The organism is Paenibacillus sp. FSL W7-1088, assembly GCF_037969855.1.
GTDB lineage: Bacteria > Bacillota > Bacilli > Paenibacillales > Paenibacillaceae > Paenibacillus.
In genome coordinates this window covers 1,078,590-1,101,814 of sequence record NZ_CP150216.1, presented here as the reverse complement: position 1 = coordinate 1,101,814, position 23,225 = coordinate 1,078,590, and the positions used below count along the sequence as shown (strand labels likewise).

Sequence of the window (23,225 nt, the reverse complement as noted above, 5' to 3'; positions counted from 1 at the left end):
CAAGCGAAGTTACCGATCAGTTATAGCAGAGTGCAGAGGACATGTTGACTTCCTCTGCACCTGCTCATTTTTTATTTTATTGGGTGGTTGCAAGGCTCTCCTTGACTTGTTTGACTGCGTTATCCAGAGAGGTCTTTACATCCTTGCCTCCATCCCATATGTCGGTAATCGCCGCGCTGATGGGACCCCACACGCTATCCATGGCAGGAAGCGAAGGCATAGGGGTGGAGTTGTTGAATTGCTCAAGGAATGCCTTCGTGATTTCATCCCCTTGAATCTTCGGATCTGCCGCCACATCTTTATTGGCCGGGAGTGTTCCGTTCATCTCAAAGTTGACCATCTGGGATTCGGCACTGGAGAGATAGGCCGCAAACAGCTTGGCAGCATTCGGATAGGTTGTAAATGCATTGACGTAATAGGCCTTAACTCCAGAGAAGGAGGTCATCGGTTTGCCTTCAATCGCCGGGAGTGGAGCCACACCGAAGTCAATGCCAGCATTGCGATAATCGGCGATGGACCAAGGTCCGTTAATATCCATGGCCAGTTTCCCACTTGAAAATAGACCTTTTTTGATGTCATAGTTCACATCACCCATTTTCACAGGCAGTACTTCCGATTTCAGCGTTTGCAGGAACTGACCGCCCTTGATGGCTCCCTCATTGTTAAGACCAATGTCCTCGCTGTTCATGCCTTCATCGCCGAAGATATATCCGCCCTGAGAAGCCAGATAAGCAAAGTTGTAATAAAATTGCTGGAGTTCCCACATCAGAGTGTACTTGTTGTTTTTGGGGTCATTAAAGGTTTTGGCAAAGCTGATAATGTCATCAAATGATTTTGGTGCTTCGGGATAAAGCTTTTTGTTATAAAACAACGCATAGGTTTCTACGCTGTAGGGATATCCATATAAGATGTCTTTGAAGGTTACGGCTTTAACCGCATTGTCGCTGGTAGATTGCGTGGTCTGTTGCTCAAAAATATCGTTTGGCAAGATCAGTCCGGCCTCTGAAGCGCTACCAATCTTGTCATGCGGGAAAACGACTACATCCGCAGCCAATCCTGCGGGTCCGTCCGTAGTGAGCTTGGTCACTTGGTCGGTAGGCGGCAATTCCTCGATCTTTACAGAGACGCCATACTCCTCTTCAAATTTCTTCGCCCGCTCCTCGATAAAGCTGCGTTGATTCTTATCCTCCCATATAACAAGGCTCGCGCCCTCTTCTGGCTGAATATTTTCCGCGGTCACTGTGGTTTCTCCAGTCTCACCGCTGTCTGTTGTGGTTGGCGCTGCGCCTCCACCTCCGCTTGAACATGCGGTAAGTGCAAGTGCCATGAAACCTGCAAGTGCTGCTTGCTGCCATTTTCTCATTGAATTTCCCCCTTTTCGTAGTCTTGATCGATGCTGTACTCGCGCTTTTCACCCGTTATTCTGTGTACTGTTCCTGTACTCCGAAGTTCGCCGTGGTTCCGTTTGAAAGTAATACAAACGTTTGCTCATATTAACCTCAGACTGGTCCAATCCTTATGTAATCGGGATGAATATTCTAGGAAGTATGTTGATTTAAGTTATGTAAGCGCTATAATGACAATAACATCATACAACAGCAAACTTTGTTTGTACAAACGTTTGCACAAGTCATTTTCGTTCATTTTCCGTCACTTTTGTGGTGTTTCTTTCTGTAATTTCCTATTTGCTTGATCTACCACCATCTTCCTTTATTTTTCTTTTTCCCTCTTCACCATGATGCAGTTAGCAATTGATTTATCCAAGTCTTTGAATTAACATAGGAGACATGTTGAAATGCTTGTACAGAAGGGATTTTTCACATGATTACAATCAAAGATATTGCCAAATTGGCGGGTGTATCCCCTTCTACGGTCTCACGGGTTATTTCCAACCATCCCAGAATCAGTTCGGAAACATCACTCAAAGTGAAGCAAATCATGAAAGAAATGAATTATCATCCCAATATGATGGCCAAAAGCCTTGTTTCCAAAACGACTCAAACCCTGGGTATCATGCTGCCCCGACCTGCTGAAGAGCTGTTTCAGAACTACTTTTTCGGAGAATTGCTTCGGGGAATCATTACCCATGCCACCCGCATGAATTATGAACTTCTTCTCTCCACCGAAACGTCTTCCAGCGATGAATTGAATGCCATATCTCGCCTGGTACACGGGCGGCGCGTAGATGGAATTTTGCTGCTTGGTTCTAAACGGGAAGACCCGATTATTTCATTTTTGGAGGCGGAAAAGTTTCCTTTTGTACTGATTGGCCGCAGCGAAACGCATCCTGATGCCCCGATGGTGGACAATAACAATGTACAGACGGCTTTCGATGCAACTACACATCTGATTGCCCAAGGGCATAAACGAGTCGGATTTGTTAGCGGACCACCAGATTTGACGTTGTCTCATGATCGCCTGCTTGGATACAAAAACGCGCTTGAAGAAGCGGGTCTTGATGCTAACAATGACTGGATCGTGGAGGGAGAATTCCTGCAGGAAAGCGGCTTCCGGTCGATGTCCCTGTTCATGTCGCTACCCGACAGGCCTACCGCCCTCGTTGTCATCGACGACAATGTTGCCTTTGGCGTACTTCGCGCTCTGGCCGAGCTGGGATACAACGTTCCTGAAGATATAAGTGTTGTGAGCTTTAACAATATTGCCTTATCGGAACTCGCATCGCCTCCACTCAGTTCGATTGATATCGGAACCTATCAACTGGGCTATACCGCGGTTCAGGTACTGCTGAAAATTCTGAGTGGGGAGCAGTTGCCTCAGAATCCGGTCATTATTCCCCACCGCTTAATTGTTCGGGATTCGTCCTTGTTTACGCTGTCCGGGAATGTCTAGACACGTTTGTGCAAACGTTTGTCCTACTGGTTTGAAGTGTCACATTCTCGCCTGTTGCAGACATGCAAAAGAAGCCCATACAGCGGTATGAGCTTCTTTGCACATTTAAGTTATGAACGATGGATTAGTAAGAGCTCCATCCTGCATCTGCCGTTACGACGGTTCCGTTCACAAAGCTGGATTCGTCTGAGCCTAAGAACAGAGCCACCTTAGCAATCTCTTCACTTGTTCCTATACGTGGGTTAATCGCCATACCCAATTGTTGTCTGCCCGCACCAAACTGACTTAACCCCGCCATGGATGAACTAATATTGGTTGCTACCGCCCCAGGAGCGATGGCGTTACAGCGAATGCCTTGCTCGGCGTACATGTAGCCTGTATTTTTGGTGAATCCAACCACAGCGTGTTTGGAAGCTGTGTAGGCTGCACCGGCCCGGCCACCGTTCAAGCCACCTGCTGATGCAATATTGACGATGACGCCTTTTTGTTTCTCCAGGAAGATTGGCAGCACCTTACGTGTTGCACGCATAACACTGGTCGTGTTGATTGCAAATACTCTCTCCCATTTGTCATCGGACACATCAGCAGCCGGCTCCATGCCATCCATAATGCCTGCATTGTTCACCAGAACATCCACTGTTCCGTATGTGCTCACCGCAGTATCAATCAGGTTCTGGATATCTTCTTCTTTTGCCACATTGGCAAGCACCACAATGGCTTCGCCGCCCTGTGCCTTAATCTCATCCACGACCGTCTGTGCTGTCTCCGCATTGATATCCGATACGATTACCTTCGCTCCCTCCTGTGCGTACAATGTTGCAATCGCTCTACCCATACCGGAACCCGCACCTGTCACCACAGCCACTTTATCTTGAAGTTTCATCATGTATCATCCTCCATGTATTCGTTTACAATAAGTTAACAAACAAATGTTCATTAACTCGTATCCTTAGTATAATAAGTCATAGCATTCCTGTTCAATCAGTAAAAGCATGCCCAAATGTACGTTAATCAACAATTTCCATGATGTATGTACTTTAACTTATAACTCGCTCTTCCAAGGAGGCTGTAGTATGACTGAACTTCCGAACTCCATAGACCGAAGAATCAAGAAATCCAAAGCCGCGCTGAAGGATGCCCTCATCCAGTTAATGCAGAAGCAGCCGTTTAAGGAAATATCCATAACCGAGATCGTGCAGCTTGCGGATCTGAATCGAGGTACCTTTTACAGACATTATCAATACAAAGAAGGCCTGTTCAATGAAATGATCGATGATGTGATCAAGGATCTGGTGGCTTCTTTCCGTGAGCCTTATCAGGATATGGAACTATTCCGAGTAAGTCATATGCCTTCTTCCGCAATCAAAATATTTGAACATGTGCATCAACATGCACCATTCTACACGCTTGTGGTGAAGTCCGAGGCCGCGTCCAACTTTCAACAAATGATCTGTGAGGTTCTTCGTAACCTTGCCTTGCAGGATCTCACTGAGGTTTTTCCTTCTCACATCAACCAGGAACTGCTAGCCAGCTACCAGTCCCATGCGATCTTTGGCATGATCCTGGAGTGGATTCGGCAGGAATTCAAACACACCCCCGCCTATATGGCAGAGGAGTTATTCAAAATCATTAATTTCAAGCCTGCCAATGCGGTGGTCCAGTCCAATCTCAAATGATCGATCCAGGCGTATTTATCCACGAATTCTGAATGAAAGTCAAAAAGCGACCGTTCCCCAATGATTAACAAGGAACGGCCGCTTTGTATATTTATGAATGTCGAACTACAGCCCCAGCTTCTGCCCTTTCTCCAACCGCTGAATCTGCTGCTCCCCGGTATCCGCCAGTTCACGGAACTGGTTAATGGTCTCCCGCATCCGTGGCAATGCCTCCTGCTTATAGACACTGATGGAGTCGAGCGCGGACAGCACATCCGTGAACGCCTGCTTCATCGTATCGACCGAAATGCTGGCATCATAAGCTTGCTTCTGGATGGCAATGCCCTGATCTTTCAGCATTTTGGACGTACCTGCGATCAGGTCGTTGGTCGTCCGGTTAAGCAGTTCAATTTTCTGCAATACAATCTTCTGATTGTAAAGTGCACTCGCAACGGTGACGGCAATTTTCAAGGCCGAGATCGTTACATTTTTGGCCCGATCCACACCACGGATCAATTCCTTGTTGTTGCGGATGACAACTTCAATCGCCATAATGCCCTGCTGGTTCACCACCAGCATTTGCTGCAAATCCATGACCCGCTGACGAAGCGGGAACAGCACTTCTTCCGTTATAAATCGGACTTTCTCCGGGTCCTCGTTGCGTACTTTGGCTGCTTCGATCTGTGCGTCAATCGACTCATCCATCAGCACCCCAAGCTGAATTTCCTTTTGCAGTCGTTTGGTGAGCTCCCGCAGATTTTGCTGTTCAATCTCCAGTGTAGTGTTATCATTTCTCAAGGTTGCTCTGCCTTTATCCAGCGAGGTCACAATATCAGCGATGACCGCGTCAGCCTTCTGGTATTTCAGGAAATAGGCCCGCAGGGGATTAAACAATTTGCCAAGGAATCCGGTCTTGGCAAAGTCGACCACGCTGGGGTCGAGATCCTTCAGTTGCATATGCAGCTCGGCCAAGCCTTTGGCGACCTGTCCGCCCTCGTCTCCCGTCTTGGACAGATGTCCAACGGAGACTTGAAGCAACGCGTTTTTCTCGGAAGAAGATCTCATCGTGTTCATGCCAAAGCCGTCAATGGATTGCAGAATCTCCTTGCGTTTCTCCAACGATTCAAGATCGAGTGTCATGATCATCTCCACGTTGGCATTGGCGACTTGCTGCAGCTCCGCCACCTCGGCAGGTACGGGCTTTATCTCCTCCTCAATTACCTTCTGAATTTCCTTCTGACTAGGTATCTCCATCGAAAACGACATCCAAGTTCCCCCTTCAATTACGTGCTATATAAAATGGAATAATGAACCTTACATTAGGTCACTTCGAGTGAGTACCCGTGCTACATCTGCACGTTGAACAGGTTACCGATTTTGTATACCACATCGTCGGTATCCGCGTTAATGCTCGCTGCTTCGTTAATGCTGGAGATGCTCTCCAAAGCTTTGATGTCCGCGTTGTAACCAATCGTGTAGATCGGCACTTTGTACGTCTCGACCAGATCACGAATATCTTTCAGTGTATGTCCTTCATTGGTCTCTCCATCACTTAGGACAAAGATCAGTGGTTTTACATTCGGATTGGCAGCCATATAATCTTCCAGCATCTTCATTGCCACAACGATTCCATCGAAGGTTGCCGTACCGCCACCCGCTTGCAGGCTATCCACCGTACCAACAAACATCGACTGCTGATTCGTATCATACTTGGCAATGGGCAGATTCACCGTTACTCCACTAGAGTAGGAGACGAGGCCAATACTGTTATCTGTGCCCAGGAACTTCTGGCCTTTGCGCAATGATTCCTTGAGTCGGTTCAGTGGTTCACCATCCATACTCCCGGATACGTCGGTTACAAATACGGCTGCAATCGGTTTACTGCCGTTCTTTTTCTCTTTCCATACTTTCTGAGCGGACAACAAGGTGCCACCATCCACTGTGTTCAATTCGGACTTGTAGTCTTGCAAGCCGTTGAAGCCGAACGCCTCAGCCGATTGCTGATACTTCGCTTGGGTTACGAATTCTGCATACTTCTTAATGATTTCTTGCTTGTTCTGCGGTAGTTGCCCCAGTGCATACAGCGGGCTGTCATGTCTCACACCAAAAGGGGTAAAGACGTAGCCGCTTTTCAGATCTGCGGTGTTTACGTAAGTCTGGTATTCCAGTACAAATGCGTCCAGTCGCCCTGACTTGGCTGCCTCACGCATCTGAATGGTTGTGGACGCCGTAAACGGTACGTTCGCTTGGAACTTCTCAAAACCCTCAATCGCTTTCTCACCAAGCGGATTAGAGCTGTCGTATGTGTTGAGTGCCGTCACGAGAAAGTTCAGTCCCGTGGAGCTGGCGAACGGATCGGTGTACCCCATCGCGAGTTCATTGTTCGCAATCGCTTCGGTCACGGTTTTTACATTAACTGAGCCGTACGTGTCGACCAGCGCATCATATTTGGCTTTCGAGATGACGATTCCGGGAACGTTCCCCACCAGTCTTTTGGATACCAGGTCTGTCTTCACTCCGCTTGCAGCTACCATCTCGCCCCATAACTCATTGGAGGGAGTGTACGCATCAGGCACATATTTACCAGACTTGATATAATCGGCCGCCGTACCGGATGCGATATTGCGTAACTTTACCGAAACCTGCTTGCCGCCAACGGTAATGTTAGCCTTGTTGAACTCTTCGGTGACCTCGGTTAACCAGCCATCTCCGCCAGTGCCTGCTTTCTCCGGGGATGAAAAGATTTCCACATAATCATTCGTTGTATTTTCGACCGTGATCGGAAATTTCGAGATGTCTGGAAGTGACTCTGCCACATCCACCGGATCGAGATCAATCTGTCCCTTCACAGGTTCAGCCGTTGCCGGAGCAATGTCCGCATACAGCTTGCCTAACTCTTTGCCTGCATTCTCTGTCGTTACCTGTGTACTGGATTTACCCACGTTCGACGTCAGCGTAATCCCTGCATATACGAGGCCAAACACGAGTACCAGCATCACGATCGATATGAAAAAAAACTTTCCCTTCTTAGCCATACGTACAACCCCTCACTGTCTGTATAATTTGGTGTGCTTGATTAATTGGTCAATTTCCTGCATACAAGGCATCTGTTCAATATCTCCTGCTTCAAAGCTGTCCAGGCGGGAGATTTCCAGCATCAATTGGTCGAGCTTCAAAAGAATTTCCTCATTGGTATGAAGCGAGCTTTTCACATAGCTCAGATAGTCGTTATATACTTTAGTCTTTTCCTGAAAGAGCTTCTGGGGAAGTGTTGCGGATTTGGATTTCATCAGGCTGGCGTACTCCGCTTCATCGAACACATTAAGTCGGTTGAGTACACTTCGGATGTTGAGGTATAACAGCTTCTCCACTTCGAGGGTGACCGAAGCAAATTTCTTGTAACTCAGTTCCCCCGGATCAAATCGCTGATTCAGCACGTTCAGGAGGGTTTCTTTCTTTTTCTTCATGCGGCTTAGTTGAGATAACCCCAGTGTGATATCTTCCTCAAGCACTTTAATGCGTCGATAAAAGGATAACGCTTCCACATAATCTTCATGGGTTTCGATATTTTTCACGGGCAAGACTACAGGCTGTCTGAACAACAAGCTGTAGCTTCCATAGAAGAGCGTCATCACGCTGCCGAACAGAAATGTCACCGAGAGCGCTGTCGTAAATGCTCCCCCGCCAAACTCCAGTCCGATGAATCCTGGTGAGAACAACAAAACATTCATGACCACAACGCCGAAGATTAGCCCCAGCAGTTTTATGTACTTTATCATGTAAATCATCAGACCTCCTTTCGCGCTATGTGTTGGAGCTTTATGTCGATATTTACCATTGGAACTTTATTTCATTGTACATGATGTTGCCGCATTCGGGTGGATTAATATGGATATTCATAATATACGTGGCTTGGGCTTATCCCATTTCATCTTTAGAGGGACAACGTGGATAAGATTTTGTAACCTCTGGGAAATGAGCCTGGTACCCTTGAACAATCGGTGGCGGAAAAAGAAATGTTATCAGGTAATACGTGGAAATTTGCAGTGCGTGTCATTTTTTATATAGGGCTTGTTCGATACGATAAAAAAGCAAAAAACACCCCGACGCCCGGCCCCGGAGTGATGATGAAGTTGTGTAATCTAATTCAGCTTGAATAAATTCCGAAGCGGAATTTCCAATTCCGGATATAACACCGATTGAATCGTTTCTTGCTCCGTGTACAGATGACGGTTCTGGTAACTGCCTTCTTCCAATGTGTACACATGAACGGTCTGATTCCCAGGGTCAACAATCCAGTATTCATTCACACCGTATTTCTGATACAGATTAAACTTCTCGTTAAAATCCTTCAGCGCAGTTGAAGGAGACAGCACTTCTATGATTAGAGACGGCGCACCTTGACAGCCGTTTTTGGTTATTTGGTATTTGCAACAAACCACCGATAAATCCGGATGAACAACATGATCAGGTACGTCATACTGTTCATTCTCGCTGAAATACACGTCAAAGGAGGCAACAAATACGATACATTTCCGATTCTGAAAAAAAGTACGCAAGGAGAAGTGCAGCTCACCCACAATAAACTGGTGTAATGAGGTGGGTGCTGGAGACGTGCTGTAAGCCTTCCCGTTAATTAACTCCCAAGTTCCCTCCCAAGTTAACCAATCCTGAAAACTATAGGTGCCTTTATTATCCGGTTTGGCCACACTTCCAACCTCCTCTTTTACCTAATCAGCATTTTACATTTAATATACCACTATGTTTGCCCCTTTTGACAATGCCTCTTTTACGAGAAGATAGATTCCGGTTTGCTGCGCGTTGTACGTACCTCCACCACTTTCCCGGCACAACCATTGTCGTCCAACGCCTGGAATGCAACCCGAACGCTGTCTTTACCTGACGTTACCTTCTCAGGAATGTCATAGGTAACGTAGAACACTTCACCAATCTTGTTCATATGAATCCGCTGTTCTCCGACCACATGTCCATCGACGGCGATACTAAATATTCTCTCATGCCGTGTTCCTTCCCGTACAAAAGGAGAATGATCCCCGCCCCAGTATGCCACGCACACATAGTTCGGCGCTGAACCATCCACCGCCAGCTGGTAGCTGAAGTAAGCCCCGCTGACACCAAAAGCTTCCCGCCACATGTGCAGCTTGTTGCGGCTGTCTGTATAGAAACCGTTATGATGTTCTGCGCGGCAATTGCTATCCAGATGATGTCCAATCTCATCCTGCTGACCGTCAGGCTGCACCCTGTCGATGGTGATATCATTCAATTCCTTCTCCAGTGCATCCCCTTCATCGTTAAACGGCCAATAGACCGTATAGAACTCATGATGCACATCATAGAACGGAATCAGTTTTACCGGGTTACCGTCCGAGGTGACATCCTTGCTGATCTCAAACGTCAACGTACTTGCGTCTATGACCTTGATCCACTCGCGTACATCCTCCTGCTCTGTCCAGATCACAGGCACAGGTGCGGTTTTGGGATTCAGTGCCGTTTCGTCCACGATGGTATCCTCAGGCAGCCCTTCGCTTCCCAGAGCCCCTGCCAGCACAATCGGGCCGTACAGGAATGCCACCTTGTGTGCATCATCCCGGGACGTGTATTGGTGGAGCGACATCGGCAGCGTGATGGTGATGACATCGCCAGCGGTCCATGTGCGCTCGATGTCGAGATATCCGGGTTCCATCCGGGTATACGGATGGGCCGTATCCCCGTTGACTGTTGCCGTCATTGGCTCCTGCAGCCATGAGGGCACACGTAGTCTAAGATTAGCCGAGGCGCTGCCTTCGGTAATCGTAAGGGTACCCTTTTCCGAATAAGGAAAGTTGGTTTCGAGCTTCAGTGATAGGCCTTGGGATTTCCAGTCCAACTGGGAAGCGATATATAGATTTACGTACAGATCCTGCTCATCCTCGAAATAGATGGCCTCGGCGTATTTGCCCGGGTTCTCCATGCCAGATCCTGTGCAGCACCACCAGGCGGTATCGTGAGTACCGTAGATTTTGTAGTGGCCTTGCAGTGTTGATGCAAAATACGTTTTGTTGCCTGTGTCCGGGTCCTGTGTGCCCAGGATGTGGTTGTAGATCGCATTTTCATAATAGTCCATGTAGGCACTGTCGGGATTCCAGGTGTAGAGCTGCTTCGTCAGATGCATCATGTTGTGGGTACAGCAGCTTTCTCCGGTTTTGATGCCGAGACTCTCCATGCCTTTCGCTTCATAATGTTCCGAAATGCTCGTAGCACCAAATACATAAGACCGATGATGAATCGTAGTGTCCCAGAAAAACTCCGCTGCTGTCCGGTAACTCTCGTGATGATGGTCCTGATTGTAGATTTCGGCTGCACCGATGACTTTCGGAATCTGCGTATTCGCATGTTTGCCCTGAAGATCGTCCTGCTTGTGTTCCAACGGTTCGAGGATTAATTGATGTGTGAATTTGTTGGCTATATCAAGGTATACGGACTTCCCGGTGATTCCATACAAGTGTGCAAACACTTCGTTCATACCGCCGTGTTCACATTGAAGCATGATCTGCATCTGTTCTTCGGTCATCGGGCTTAGACCGTCCACCGCCCAATCCGCAAACCGTGTTACCACCTCAAGGGCCTGCCCGTTGCCCGTTAGTTTGTAAGCGTCAATTAGTCCGCGATAGATTTTGTGTATGCTGTACCAAGGCACCCAGTATTCGCCGATGTTGAAACCACCAATATGTTCTGCCCGAAAGGCAATGTGGAAAGCTTCTTCGGACAAGCCGCCGACATACCCACTTCCTGTATGCTGTTGAATGGATGCAAGCTCACTGACGGCATAGTCCAGCGTTTGCTTTAACGTTTCATTACCTGTCGCCTGATAGGTCACAGCCAGGGCAGACAGATAGTGCCCAAGGGAATGCCCGCTAATCGAGCGTGCCTCCCAACCCGCGTATCGTTCCTTTTTCGCCGGTAACCCATGGGCCTCAAAACATGGTGCCAGAAAACGGTCAATGTCCAGTGATAACAAATACCGTTCTCCAACCTCCTGTGATGTTTGAAAGACGCCATTTAACAGCTCTACATGCTCAGGTCCCAGAAATCCCTTTTTGGTTTCAATCATTCTGCTCGCTCCTCCTCGGTATGTAGTGGATATTTAGAAGCACTTATATTATTGTACAAAGGGTAAAATCCGTGTTGAAATTCATGTGTCCCTTGCGATGTTTCTTCACACAGGCCTTGAATATCCTCATATTATCAAATAAAATACAACTACATCAGACTCATAATCCAAGAAAAGGTGGAGAAATCCGTCCTATGCAAAAGCCATTGGAACATTACTTGTGCGGCAAATTCATAACCGAAGGCAATTGGAGCCATATGAAGCGCAGCATGCCTGTTCACGAGGTCATTTTGATGTTGGAAGGCGAGATGTACATTGCCGAGGAGGACGAGCAGTTCGTGGTTCGTGCCAATGATCTGCTATTTCTTAGAGCTGGACGCACCCATTATGGCTATCAGGTCAGCGATGCTCCCGTCAGCTTTTATTGGGTTCATTATGATTCAAATGAGAAAGAGTTCGACCAGTATCCCACCCATGCGACTATTCAGGTTCCGTCCACCGCCAATCAGCTGTTCAAGCAGCTGCTGCATAGTTCATCGTTCTCGCCGGAAGAAGCAGACGCAGCATTGCTGCTGCTGCTCAAAGAACTGGAACGCAATACACAGGCGGGTTATCGGCCGCACAATGCAATCGTTGACCACATCTGCAAGTGGGTGGATATTCATCTGCATACCGACATTACGGTGGGCAAGATTGCCGAGACTTTTAATTTTAACAAGGACTATATCTCCAAAATGGTGAAACGTGAGAAAGGCATTGGGCTCAAAACCTATATCCTCACGGAACGGATTCGCCGGGCCAAGCAGATGCTGCTCAATACCAATGCCAGTGTGAAAGAAATTGCGGGGCAATGCGGTTTTTCGGATTACAAACTCTTCCTGCGCATGTTCAAACAATACGAAGGCAATACGCCCACCGAATATCGCAATAATTTGTATTCTACACAGCTCAATCGCCTATAATGAACCTTATACGCGCGTCGCTTGGATGTGCTTGTGCGGAAATAACCACTCATAGAATTTCATGAGTCATATATAGAAAATTTGAATGAATCCAGTACCATCAGGTGTGATACAATTCAAGTCAACTATATCTCTTATCAAACCAAGATCAAATCAGAAGGAGAACTTGAGATGACAACGGCAGTAACGATTCATCCCGCTACAGAAGCTGACCATGAAGAAATTGTACATATTCTCATTGAAAGTTACTCCGAGTACCGGGACACGTTCCAAACACAGGAGCAATGGGAACATTATTTGAAAGACATTCGGGAATCACCGAGCAATCCTTATATCAAGCAATTATGGATTGCCAAAATAGATAATCAGATTGTCGGAACGGTCCAATTGTTTGAGACTGCACATAAGGCTTACCCGAACTTCGAGCTGCCTATTGATTATCCGTTTATTCGACTGTTGGGTGTTGATCCCAAATGGAGAGGTCACGGCATTGCAAGAGAACTGCTTCAACAATGTGTTGAATCTGCCAAAGACATGGGCAAAAATACGGTGTATTTATATACGGGCGGCCAGATGGTCAACGCGATCCGATTATACCAGCGTTTCGGTTTTGTAGAAGACCCTGAATTCAGTTCCGAGAGTGGTGGAGGCAAAGCGATCTGCTACCGTTATGATTCATAATTCTCGCAAATGCTAATAAGCGTGGATAACAGAAAAAGGGATGTCCTAAGTCATTAATATGACCGAGGGTATCCCTTTTTAGCGTTATTCTGAGCTAAAGAATCGGATTAGAGCAGCAAATGTTATTCGCTCCATTTTCCAAATTATTAACCGCTGATTTCCACCAAAATTTTCGCATGGCTCTTGTCGGTCATGAGCAGTTCAAGTCCTTCCTGAACGATGTCGTCCAGCTTGATTTTTCTGGTGATCACCTGCTTCACATCAAGTGCTCCCTCAGCAATCAACGAGATGACCTCAGGGAAGATATGGCGGTATGCCAGCGTTGCTGTCAGGTTCGCTTCCTTCACCAGCAGGTCGAAGAAATTCACCTGAAGTGGATTCGGAATTGCTGCGATGACAACAACTTCTCCACCTTTTTTGATTACGGCTACGGCACTATCCATGGTCGGCTGTACACCTGCCGCTTCATATGCTACATCTATTCCACCAGACTGCTGCAGAATCACTTCAGTGGCATTAACTTTGGCACTATTCACCGGAATGGCTCCCAGCTTGGCAGCCAGGTTCAGGCGTTCTTCAAATACATCGACTGCATAGATCGTGGAAGCTCCGGCAGCTTTGGCTGACAGGATCGTCAGGAGTCCAATCGGACCTGCACCATATACAGCAACCTTCTGACCTACTTTTAGTTTGCTATGGCGAACCGCATGAAAAGCTACCGCTGTAGGCTCAACCAGTGCGCCCTCTTCAAAGGAGACATTGTCCGGCAATTTGTGCACCATATAGGCCTCAACCACAACGTATTCAGCAAAGCCTCCATCACCGTTCAGTCCCACAAATCCGAACTCGGTACATTGGTTATAGCGCCCCTGAATACAGTACTCACACTGTCCGCAATGATACAGCGGTTCAACAACAACACGGTCTCCTACACTGATACCGTTTACATCACTTCCCAATTCACTGACGGTTCCAGCAAACTCATGACCAAGTGTCAGCGGTGCTTTCTGTCCTGAAAGCGGGTGATTCTGCCCTTCCTGAATGCCTACGCCATGATGGTAAGCATGCAAGTCACTACCGCAGATTCCTGCGTACTCGACTTTAATTTTCACTTGTCCTGAATGGGCTACCGGTATTTCCCGTTCTTCGACCCGGACATCTTTTTTGGCATACCATACTGCTGATTTCATGGAGCTCATCCCCTTTGGTTTATCTTGTACCTGAGATTCAACTACTGTCTATTAATTATATCGCTGTTCACGTATTATTCATATTTATAGATACTAATGTTAATATTACTTGTACTAATGCTAAAACGGAGATGAAACCATGAATCTGGAACAGCTTGAATATGTCGTTGAAATTGCCAAAACCCAATCATTCTCGGCTGCCTCGGAGCACCTGCATGTCACTCAATCGGCGATCAGCCAATCTGTACATCGTCTTGAAAATGAGCTGGGTATGATCCTGTTCGAACGCTCGCGGCATGGGACGTTTCCCACCCCTGAGGGCAAACAGTTTATTGCCAAGGCACTCGATATTTTGCAGCGAATTGATGAATTGAAATCACTGAATGCCGAGACATCCTTGTTAACCGGAGACCTGCATGTTGCTACTTTTCCAAGTGTGATGCCTTACCTTGTACAGACGGCTGCAGATATGAAACGCGAGCACCCTCAATTGAATATTGCCATTGAAGAGAAAGGTTCCATGGAAATTATCGAGGACATCCGTAACAACAGAACCCACCTGGGCTTCATCGCCATCTACGCCAAACAATTGCGGGAATTCGACGGACTGCATTTCAGTCCCATGTATTCAGGCAAACTGGTTGTGTGCACTCATCACCAATCCGAACTAGCCAAGCTTAACCGCGTTACTCCCGAACAATTAAAAGAACATAAGCTTGCTCTGTATCGTGATGGATTTATCGAAGATTTCCTGCAGGAGTTCACGTATGATTATGGCCCTCTGTCCATCCTGTTCAAAACGAACAACTCGGAAGCGATCACCACCGTTCTAAGAAACAATATTGCTGCCACCATTGGTCATGACTTCTCCTTCCACCAACATCCGCTATGGAAAGAAGGTATTGCGAAAATGGTTGAGATCGCCTCGATTGACCAGCCTAAAATGCAAATCGGCTTCGTACAGACCGAGTCCAAGGAGGCTGCTGTATCCGCTGAGCGATTTGCCCAACGCTTCAGACAGGCGATTGAGCTGGATCAGTTATAATGGCAGAGTCTAAGTCATCATCGGGGTGTCAAAAAAACACTCAGGTGCTTGCACCAGAGTGTTCCACATTTGATGATAAGGATTCAACTTACTGCTTACTGCTTGCTGCCCTTATACCTTTACTTTTCTTACCGCTTCGCTCAACTCAATCGTTTGCTGTCTTAGCAGGGTGGACGTCTGTGCCACCTTCTGGAACATGCTCGACTGCTCCCCTGTCAAACGATAAATGTCATCCGAATGATCTGAAACGCCGGATGAAATTTGCGAGATCGTATTGACCGATGCTGCCGCTTCCTCGGAACCGGCCGATATCTCCTCCGCTGCTGCGGATACCTCCTGGATACGATGTGTTACCACACGAAATGCCTCAACCATTTGGGTGAAGGCATGCTCTGCTTCTGCTGTGCTCGTCACTCCCTGGCCGATCTCTTGCGAGGTAATATCCATCTGTGATCCGATGTTCTGGGACTCCTGCTGAATGCCGAGCAACAAATCCGATATCGTCTGCACGGATGTGCTTGATGCCTCCGCCAACTTCCGCACTTCATCCGCCACAACGGCAAATCCCTTCCCGTGCTCTCCTGCATGAGCGGCTTCAATCGAAGCATTCAGTGCCAGCAGCTTGGTCTGACTCGCAAAATCCTGCACCGTATGAAGCGCACCGCCAATCTGCTTCGAGAAGTCGTTAAGCACTCGGACCATGGCTACAACTTCAGCAGATACAGCCGAAATGCTCTCCATCTGTTTCTTCATTTGCGTCATGCTCTGCTTACCCGATTGTGCCGTAGCAAGCGCAGTTGTTGCAGCGTCGGACACGGCTGTAGATGACTCTGAAATATCGGTAATCCCTTTAGCGATTTCTTCCATCGCATTGGCGCTGTCGCTAGCACCTTGCTTCTGGGTGTGTGCTCCCTGTCTGATCTGCTGCACGGATTGGTCAACGCTCTTATTCATCTCAAGCATGTCTTCTGCATCACGTTTGAATTGCTCCGTTGATTCCGCGAGGATACCGGTGGTTACCGAGACACCCGCGACCATGTCGCCGATCATTTGATTTAAGTCCCCGGACATATGAATCATCGCCTTGAATGTGCTGCCAATCTCATCCTCACTTTGCAGCCGATACGCGGTCAGGATTCGGTTGGCTTCCGCCAGCTCACCTTGCGCCATTTGTTCGACGCTTGCCTTTAGTGGTTTCAGCGGTCGCAGTCCTCTTACGATGTACCACAATACAACCGCGATGCCTGCAAGCGTAATGAATAACAACAGGGCATACAACGGAATGCTGGATTTCATAATATCTGACTCAATACTTCCAATGACCGACACAGCTGTATCGATTCCTATCACACCCGTTAAGGCCCCATTACTGTCCAAAATCGGAGCGTATGAGGAAATATATTCGCCATATTCCTCATTATGAATGATCGGAGAACTGGCCGTTTTTCCTTGCAGAAGCTTTTGGACTGCATCACCTGGGATATCCGTCACTTCATTGATCGGTGATGCTTTATCCGCATCTTTCATGCCGTCCACCATAATGAGGGGCGTGCCTGAATCGTCTATTTTCACAAAATACACATACATCGCCCCGATGCTCACACGAAAATCATCCAGCTCATCACGAATCTTCAAGAACACGTCATTTTCTTTGGGATCTTGGGCAAATTCCACATACGGCTCCGTGTCCAGCTGTTTCACATAACTCTCGGCAATTTGAATATTGTAACTCGATATGGCCTCCTGCGCGGCTAGCTTCATATTCGCCAGCTGAAGCAGCATGCTTCCCGCAGATATAATCATAATGACCAATGTAACCATGGCAACAATGCGAACAACCAAACGTTTCTTGAAAAACCCGACCATCCAATCCTCTTCCTCTCACGCCTGTATGTAAGCCTTTTCGACTACGCCCTACCCAAAAACTACATGCTTGAAGCACTATGTAATGTGAAAATAGTATATGAAGTTGTCGAATTAGGCAAGAAAATATTGGAACGGAATTGGAACGCTATCATGAATGTGTTAGCTACTTTAAAAGCACTTTACAAAAACACCGTCAGCTCTTAACTGACGATGTTTTGAACTACAATTTACCGTTAACTCAAGCTTAAAATCGGTCTACCACTGCCCCCAAAGTTACACCTCTCACATAAGGCTGTCCACTTAACATTTGAAGTTCTTTTGCTGTTCCTGTAACCACTACTCCAAAAATACGAATATCACTCTCATTAGGTTTGGCCTTGTCTTTTTTTAAATAATTGTATATTCGGTTGAACTCATACTGATAATGTCCTTTCAGTTGAACTCCCTGTTCCAAGGCTTCCAAAAATGTTTTCTCGCTCACTTCGCTTGAATCGGGGTCCGAGTTCCCAAACCCTTTCACCCAATCTTCCGGGTCCGGTATTGCGTAACTCTTATTCCCATTGCCATCGATGTACGGATCATAAAATGTTTTATTATCATAAGTATCCACCCAATACCACGTCTGGGTTAACTCATGAGGAAGCAGCTGCTTCACTTCATTTAAAGAGTAATCTTTGTCAAAGGATACTGCCATTTCTACAAGCTTATCTTGATCCAATTCATGAACTAATGGAAGATCATTCAGAATTTTGTCATTATAATTTACTTTCGGAATGTAAAATAACATTTCCCTCTGCCCATTTAATCCATTGTAGCTACGTGTATACTTATAGCCTTGTTTTTTCATGTTCTCATCCTGCAACGAAACAGATTGTGACGTATATCCCCCAAAGGAAACAAAATTAATAAAGGGAAACACTTGATAATTAATTTTTTTATCTGCCCAAGGGATGGGTACGCCCTCTATCACTTTAACTGTATAATACTGAAAGGAGCCGTTCAGGAAACCGCTGTAATTGACCTGTCCTATCTGCTTTTCATCAGGTCCGCTAATAAGGCTCATGATCCGCTCGCTATGGTCTGCACGATTGTAACTCCAGCTTGTCAAATAATGATTGCCCAGCAGTACTCCAAAAAATGCGATTAAAGACACAAGTAAGGAAATGACAACTGTGCGAATTGTTGATACCCGCTTTGCTTTCTTAACCATCTTGCTTATATTCACTGAATCTCCCTCTTTGTGCTGTCTTTTCAATTGACCTCACTCCCATACCTTTTTTTGAACTGCTGTCTAGCCTGATATAATGACGCTTTGACGTGTTCCATCCGAATTCCCATTAAATTCGCTATTTCTTGATACGAAAGATCCATCTCATATTTCATAATTAGAAGTTGCTTATGCAACGGAGTAAGCTGAGTGAGAACAGCCTCCACTTCCTCTTTCTTTTCCTGTTGTAGCAGAGCATCTTCAGGCAGTTTAGAATCCGGTATTTCCACAGTGTCGATTGGAACCATAGTCCATTTCTTTCGACGGCAAAGATCATAATAGCTGTTAATAGCTACTTTATACATCCATGCACTTAACTTCCCGTTTTCTATTGAGTCTATGTATAAAAAAGCTTTATACACGGTCTCCTGCAAGATATCCTCTGCATCGGCTGGACAAGCACCAAGTCTAATCAAATAATGCCGGATTTCATTCAGCTTTGGCTGTAGCAATTCATTAATCTGTCCGGCGTCCATGTTTCACCGCCTTTCACAGGTATAACGGACAGAAGTCGGAAATGTTAAAAGTTCAAAGAATTTTTTTTAAAATTTAGGCATTTCGCCTACTACTTTCAGAACACTATTATTGCTGTATTAGCTTATTTTCGTAGAATTATATTCATGTTTTTTTCGATGAAACAGTTACAAAGTTATAAAATTTAAGCATTTCTGAGCAAAAAAAGATAGTGAGAAATCTTTTTACGAATATTACATGGGTTAAATGTATTAATGGTTGAATAATGGTTCATTCGACACTATGTAACCCTACAAAAAAAGAACCTTCAAAGGCTCTGAGCCAAAAAAGGTTCAAACAACTCTATTCTTTCAAAAATTCTACACTAATTCGGTCAACTTGGAATTCTACCACTTTGTCAGTCCCCATTAAAACTTTCTTTCTCAAAAAAAACACCCCAGCGTGAACGCTGAGATGTCTTGTTACTGCGTAGCTATTATGATTCTTCTACAAACACTAAACTTCTTGCCCATGGTTCTTTCTGAATCGAATCAGAGACCAGAGGATCAGTAACACGAGTACAGTTAGACAGATGCTGATGCTGAAACGGTTGCCTTCATCAAATACGAACATGACTGCAATCACGCCAAGACAGAGCACAGCAGCTCCAGTTACGTAAGGAAATCCCCAGACCTTAAATGTCGGCTGTACCGGATACCTCTTGCGCAGCTTCAGCTGTGAGGTGGCAATACAGATCCACACGAGCATCACGACAAACCCCGGAACCGCCAGCAGCACGCGGAAGAGCTGGTCTTGTGCGAACAGCCCCAGCATGGAGCCCCCAAGCAGAATCACAGCACATACCAGCAGTGTATTTACCGGACTGCCGTTGCGATTCGTTTGTGATAATGCCTTGGGAGCTTCACCACCTACCGCCATGGAATGCATCATACGGGATGCGCCGTAAATGCCCGAATTCGCAGCAGACAGCACAGCGGTTACCAAAATAAAGTTCATAATATGAGCGGCTCCGGGTAGTCCCGTGGAGGCAAGCACCTGTACAAACGGACTGCTCTCCGGTCCAATTTCATTCCACGGAATGAGTCCACAGATGATGAGAATCGGCAGCGTGAAAAATAAAATAATTCTCAGCATAAAGTTGCCCACAATCTTAGGCATCACCTTGTCCGCATTTTCCGTCTCCGTTAAGGTGAGTCCAATCAGCTCCGATCCTCCATACGAGAACATCACGACCAATAATGCCGAGAAGACCGATGACCATCCATTAGGGAAGAAACCGCCTGCTTGCGTGTAATTATGCAGATAAGGCGTGTTGTCACTTGGAATGATTCCGAAGATCAGACCAGCACCAAGGATAATAAAAATAATAATCATGGCGATTTTAATGCCCGCCAGCCAAAATTCAAATTCCCCAAATACGCCCACACTCAACAGATTAATCAGTATAATAAACACCGCACATGCCAAGCTCAGCATCCACAGCGGCACTTCCGTGAACCAATACTGCAAAAAGCTCCCTGCTGCAATCACCTCAATTACACATACCGATAACCAGAGGAAACAATACATCCATCCCATGATAAAGGAGACTCTGCTGCCGAACGCTTCCTGCACAAAGTCTTTCATATTTTTGTTCTTGTATACCGTAGCCATCTCCGCCATCGCAGCCATGACAACCAGTAACAATAATCCTGCAAAAATGTACGTTACAATGACGCCTGGACCTGCAATTCCAATCGTTTCGGCGCTTCCTTTGAAAATGCCGGTTCCAATGACACCGCCCATAGCCATAAAGCTAATATGCCTTGGTTTGAGTTTCTTCTGCAATGTTCCTTCTGTCTGAGCCAATTCAAATCCTCCTGATGTAAAAAACGTCTATAATCTTCTGTTATGTTTTCTAAAACATAACTTCCAGTATACCCTATTGTTCATGGATCAGCCCAGCAGTTCCTTAGGGCCAATTCATCCCAAACCGTCGCTGACATAACCTATGTTTTATACCCCACAATGATACATGGCAAACTGTATGCAATCCCATTTGTTCATTTGAATACATTCTACTCTTCTTGCGATCTCCCATATGTATGATTTGTTGCAATCCACCACTTCGGACAACAATCATTACACGCAAAAAACCAGCGTTCTGTCTGCAACAGAATGCCGGTTTCCTGTGTTCCTGCTATGTTGTTTTGCCTATCATGTAATTTATAATTCCTTCGTCATAAAAGCGCTGTTCGGGTCCAAACTATAATCTGCAAATGGCTCACAGTATACAAACCCAAAGTCTTCATACAGTTTCCGCGCCGGAATAAAAGAATCCATCGAGCCTGTCTCCAAACTGATCCGTTTATATCCCCGATCCTTGGCAACCTCGATAATATGGGCAAGGATTTTTCTCGCTACGCCTTTTCTCAGGTGAGCCGATGCTGTACGCATCGATTTCAATTCTGCATGCTCCGAATTCAATTCCTTCATGGCGCCGCAGCCCAGCAACTCCTCCGCTTCCCATGCGCACCAGAAGGTAATCTCAGGTTTCTTTAACCCCTCCAGATCCAGAGCGTGAATGCTTTCCGGCGGCGAGTCTGCTGCCATGCCCTGCAAATGTTCTGCAATTAATCCAATGACCTGATGACCGCTCAAATCGTCTACTTTGATCTCCATATCTACCACTCCTGCCGACATTTTGTTGTGTGTTATATCAATGAATACATGTCTATTATTTATATAGTACTACCATGACAGGTTTTCTGACAACAACTTCAAAAACACAAACGAAATGTCTATTGTGATACCCTTAAATTTCCATTATAGTGAGGCTATCTGAAACCAAAAGGAGCGAAGAATATTGCGTAGCAGCCATATAGCTAAATTGATATTTACTCGAAAACGGAGAGGACAGAAATAACCTGAAGAAGCGGAGCGTTCGCCTTTATCCCCGGATTTTCCCCTTTGAAAAAGGAATTCAAAAAATCTGGGGATAACAGCGATCGGAAGGTTGTTCTGTCATCGGAGTGGCATGTGTAAATATCTTTTTTAGTTCAATTTATATAGCTAATTGTCGTGCTAGGTGAAGCGAACTTAATTTGTGAATAGGAGATCATCATGACACTATCGACTGAAAATCTGTTTTATAGCAAACGATTGAAAATGACCCCGCCCCGTGCTGAAGACGTGCAAACCATGCTGCAATGGAATGAAGATCCCGAATATTTGCGAAATGTGGACACGGATATTGCCATTCCTTATTCGGAAAAGCAGCTTGAAGATGAAGGCGAGACGAAGGACAAGGAAGTTTACTTCCGGCTTCGAACGCTTGAGGATGAACAACTGATCGGATTCGTTGTCATTCACAGTATTGAATGGAACAACCGCTGCGGACAGCTTGCCATTGGCATTGGACTCGCACAGCATCGCAACAAGGGGTACGGAACGGAAGCGTTGAATCTTATTTTGCGGTATGCCTTCCATGAATTGAATCTGGACCGGGTAGGTCTGGATGTCATCGCCTATAATGCCAAGGGCATCCGAGCCTATGAGAAGGTCGGCTTTCAGTTGGAAGGTCGGGCTAGATCAGCCGTGTATCGTGATGGAAAACGCTATGATCGCTTATGGATGGGAATTCTAAGACCGGAATGGGAAGCACACAATCAGATCAAATTGGAGGGTGGACAAGCATGAATAGGAATGAGGAAGTCACTGAATTTATCGAACAGATCACGGTACCATGGCAAGTCCAGGTTGCAAGTAAACTGCGGGAGTTGGTACATGAGTCCATCCCTGAAGTAGAGGAACGTGTGCAGTACAAAAAACCTCATTTCCTGAAAAACGGTAAATATACGGCGGTCATCTCTCCTTCCAAGCCGGCTGTATCCTTCACGATCTTCAATGCAACCGGACTTGATCTGCCAGATGGGATATTTGAAGGCCCTGCGGAACGCAAAACCATCAAGATCAAGGAAAAAGATACGCCGGACTATGAGTGGCTCGCTGGCCTTCTGACACAGGCATCGGCAGAACTCTAAGCTGGTATCGAGGATATAACATGTCATAGATTTTTCTAACCGACTATAGCAACTATTAAAAAGGCCAACCAGCATATCTGGTTGACCTGATCATACGAAGGG

20 protein-coding genes are annotated in these 23,225 nt (G+C 46.2%); 7 read left to right on the top strand and 13 right to left on the bottom strand.

All coding sequences use genetic code 11. From position 1 onward, the window contains the following. Positions 1-76: 76 nt before the first annotated feature. A complete protein-coding gene (locus MKY42_RS04985) occupies positions 77-1,363 on the bottom strand; it encodes a maltose ABC transporter substrate-binding protein (protein WP_090893553.1) in 1,287 nt (428 codons plus the stop codon). Positions 1,364-1,821: 458 nt separating this feature from the next. Between MKY42_RS04985 and MKY42_RS04980 the strand changes: the two genes are divergently transcribed. Continuing rightward, the gene (locus tag MKY42_RS04980; RefSeq protein WP_090893551.1) at positions 1,822-2,850 is read left to right on the top strand and encodes a LacI family DNA-binding transcriptional regulator; all 1,029 of its coding nucleotides are present in this window, start codon (positions 1,822-1,824) and stop codon (positions 2,848-2,850) included. A 124-nt stretch (positions 2,851-2,974) separates the two neighbouring features. On the opposite strand, the gene MKY42_RS04975 is transcribed toward MKY42_RS04980, so the two are convergent. Continuing rightward, on the bottom strand, positions 2,975-3,733 hold the full coding sequence (locus MKY42_RS04975) for an SDR family oxidoreductase (RefSeq protein ID WP_179265711.1): 759 nt from the start codon (positions 3,731-3,733) through the stop codon (positions 2,975-2,977). Between the two features lie 190 nt (positions 3,734-3,923). Here MKY42_RS04975 and MKY42_RS04970 point away from each other — a divergent pair, with 190 nt between their 5' ends. After that, positions 3,924-4,526, top strand: coding sequence for a TetR/AcrR family transcriptional regulator (locus MKY42_RS04970; RefSeq protein WP_339849169.1), 603 nt, complete (start codon positions 3,924-3,926; stop codon positions 4,524-4,526). 105 nt (positions 4,527-4,631) lie between these two features. On the opposite strand, the gene MKY42_RS04965 is transcribed toward MKY42_RS04970, so the two are convergent. From MKY42_RS04965 to MKY42_RS04945, 5 genes are all read right to left on the bottom strand, one after another. Then, complete coding sequence (locus MKY42_RS04965) at positions 4,632-5,771, bottom strand: toxic anion resistance protein (RefSeq protein ID WP_179261458.1); 1,140 nt, start codon at positions 5,769-5,771, stop codon at positions 4,632-4,634. Between the two features lie 80 nt (positions 5,772-5,851). Further along, the gene (locus MKY42_RS04960; protein ID WP_339849166.1) at positions 5,852-7,540 is read right to left on the bottom strand and encodes a VWA domain-containing protein; all 1,689 of its coding nucleotides are present in this window, start codon (positions 7,538-7,540) and stop codon (positions 5,852-5,854) included. Positions 7,541-7,552: 12 nt separating this feature from the next. Continuing rightward, entirely contained in the window at positions 7,553-8,284 is a 732-nt protein-coding gene (locus MKY42_RS04955; RefSeq protein WP_339849163.1) for a hypothetical protein, read from the bottom strand. A 363-nt stretch (positions 8,285-8,647) separates the two neighbouring features. After that, a complete protein-coding gene (locus tag MKY42_RS04950; protein WP_339849160.1) occupies positions 8,648-9,214 on the bottom strand; it encodes a Uma2 family endonuclease in 567 nt (188 codons plus the stop codon). Between the two features lie 80 nt (positions 9,215-9,294). Further along, positions 9,295-11,616 (bottom strand): beta-L-arabinofuranosidase domain-containing protein, encoded by a 2,322-nt coding sequence (locus tag MKY42_RS04945; RefSeq protein WP_339849157.1) that lies wholly within the window; start codon positions 11,614-11,616, stop codon positions 9,295-9,297. A 194-nt stretch (positions 11,617-11,810) separates the two neighbouring features. Here MKY42_RS04945 and MKY42_RS04940 point away from each other — a divergent pair, with 194 nt between their 5' ends. After that, on the top strand, positions 11,811-12,578 hold the full coding sequence (locus MKY42_RS04940) for an AraC family transcriptional regulator (RefSeq protein WP_143066993.1): 768 nt from the start codon (positions 11,811-11,813) through the stop codon (positions 12,576-12,578). A 171-nt stretch (positions 12,579-12,749) separates the two neighbouring features. Next, positions 12,750-13,259: a GNAT family N-acetyltransferase gene (locus MKY42_RS04935; protein WP_339849152.1), complete on the top strand. Its 510-nt coding sequence runs from the start codon at positions 12,750-12,752 to the stop codon at positions 13,257-13,259. A 146-nt stretch (positions 13,260-13,405) separates the two neighbouring features. Here MKY42_RS04935 and MKY42_RS04930 read toward each other — a convergent pair whose 3' ends face one another. Further along, entirely contained in the window at positions 13,406-14,449 is a 1,044-nt protein-coding gene (locus tag MKY42_RS04930) for a 2,3-butanediol dehydrogenase (protein ID WP_339849149.1), read from the bottom strand. Between the two features lie 139 nt (positions 14,450-14,588). Between MKY42_RS04930 and MKY42_RS04925 the strand changes: the two genes are divergently transcribed. Then, positions 14,589-15,494, top strand: coding sequence for a LysR family transcriptional regulator (locus MKY42_RS04925; RefSeq protein WP_339849146.1), 906 nt, complete (start codon positions 14,589-14,591; stop codon positions 15,492-15,494). 111 nt (positions 15,495-15,605) lie between these two features. Here the strand turns inward: MKY42_RS04925 and MKY42_RS04920 are convergent, their stop codons facing one another. The 5 genes from MKY42_RS04920 to MKY42_RS04900 all read right to left on the bottom strand — a co-directional run bounded on the left by MKY42_RS04920 (position 15,606) and on the right by MKY42_RS04900 (position 21,762). Continuing rightward, the gene (locus MKY42_RS04920) at positions 15,606-17,360 is read right to left on the bottom strand and encodes a methyl-accepting chemotaxis protein (protein WP_090893531.1); all 1,755 of its coding nucleotides are present in this window, start codon (positions 17,358-17,360) and stop codon (positions 15,606-15,608) included. 244 nt (positions 17,361-17,604) lie between these two features. Further along, positions 17,605-18,585 carry an anti-sigma factor gene (locus tag MKY42_RS04915; RefSeq protein ID WP_179261472.1) on the bottom strand — a complete coding sequence of 327 codons (981 nt, stop codon included), beginning with the start codon at positions 18,583-18,585 and terminating at the stop codon, positions 17,605-17,607. Positions 18,586-18,611: 26 nt separating this feature from the next. After that, a complete protein-coding gene (locus MKY42_RS04910; RefSeq protein ID WP_179261474.1) occupies positions 18,612-19,103 on the bottom strand; it encodes a sigma-70 family RNA polymerase sigma factor in 492 nt (163 codons plus the stop codon). A 493-nt stretch (positions 19,104-19,596) separates the two neighbouring features. Continuing rightward, positions 19,597-20,949, bottom strand: coding sequence for an amino acid permease (locus MKY42_RS04905; protein WP_143066992.1), 1,353 nt, complete (start codon positions 20,947-20,949; stop codon positions 19,597-19,599). Between the two features lie 357 nt (positions 20,950-21,306). Beyond that, positions 21,307-21,762 (bottom strand): GNAT family N-acetyltransferase, encoded by a 456-nt coding sequence (locus tag MKY42_RS04900; RefSeq protein ID WP_090893526.1) that lies wholly within the window; start codon positions 21,760-21,762, stop codon positions 21,307-21,309. 441 nt (positions 21,763-22,203) lie between these two features. Here MKY42_RS04900 and MKY42_RS04895 point away from each other — a divergent pair, with 441 nt between their 5' ends. Next, positions 22,204-22,779, top strand: coding sequence for a GNAT family protein (locus MKY42_RS04895; RefSeq protein WP_177185617.1), 576 nt, complete (start codon positions 22,204-22,206; stop codon positions 22,777-22,779). Then, on the top strand, positions 22,776-23,123 hold the full coding sequence (locus MKY42_RS04890; protein ID WP_179261476.1) for a DUF1801 domain-containing protein: 348 nt from the start codon (positions 22,776-22,778) through the stop codon (positions 23,121-23,123). The genes MKY42_RS04895 and MKY42_RS04890 overlap by 4 nt, the downstream gene beginning before the upstream one ends. The last annotated feature ends 102 nt before the right edge of the window (positions 23,124-23,225 follow it).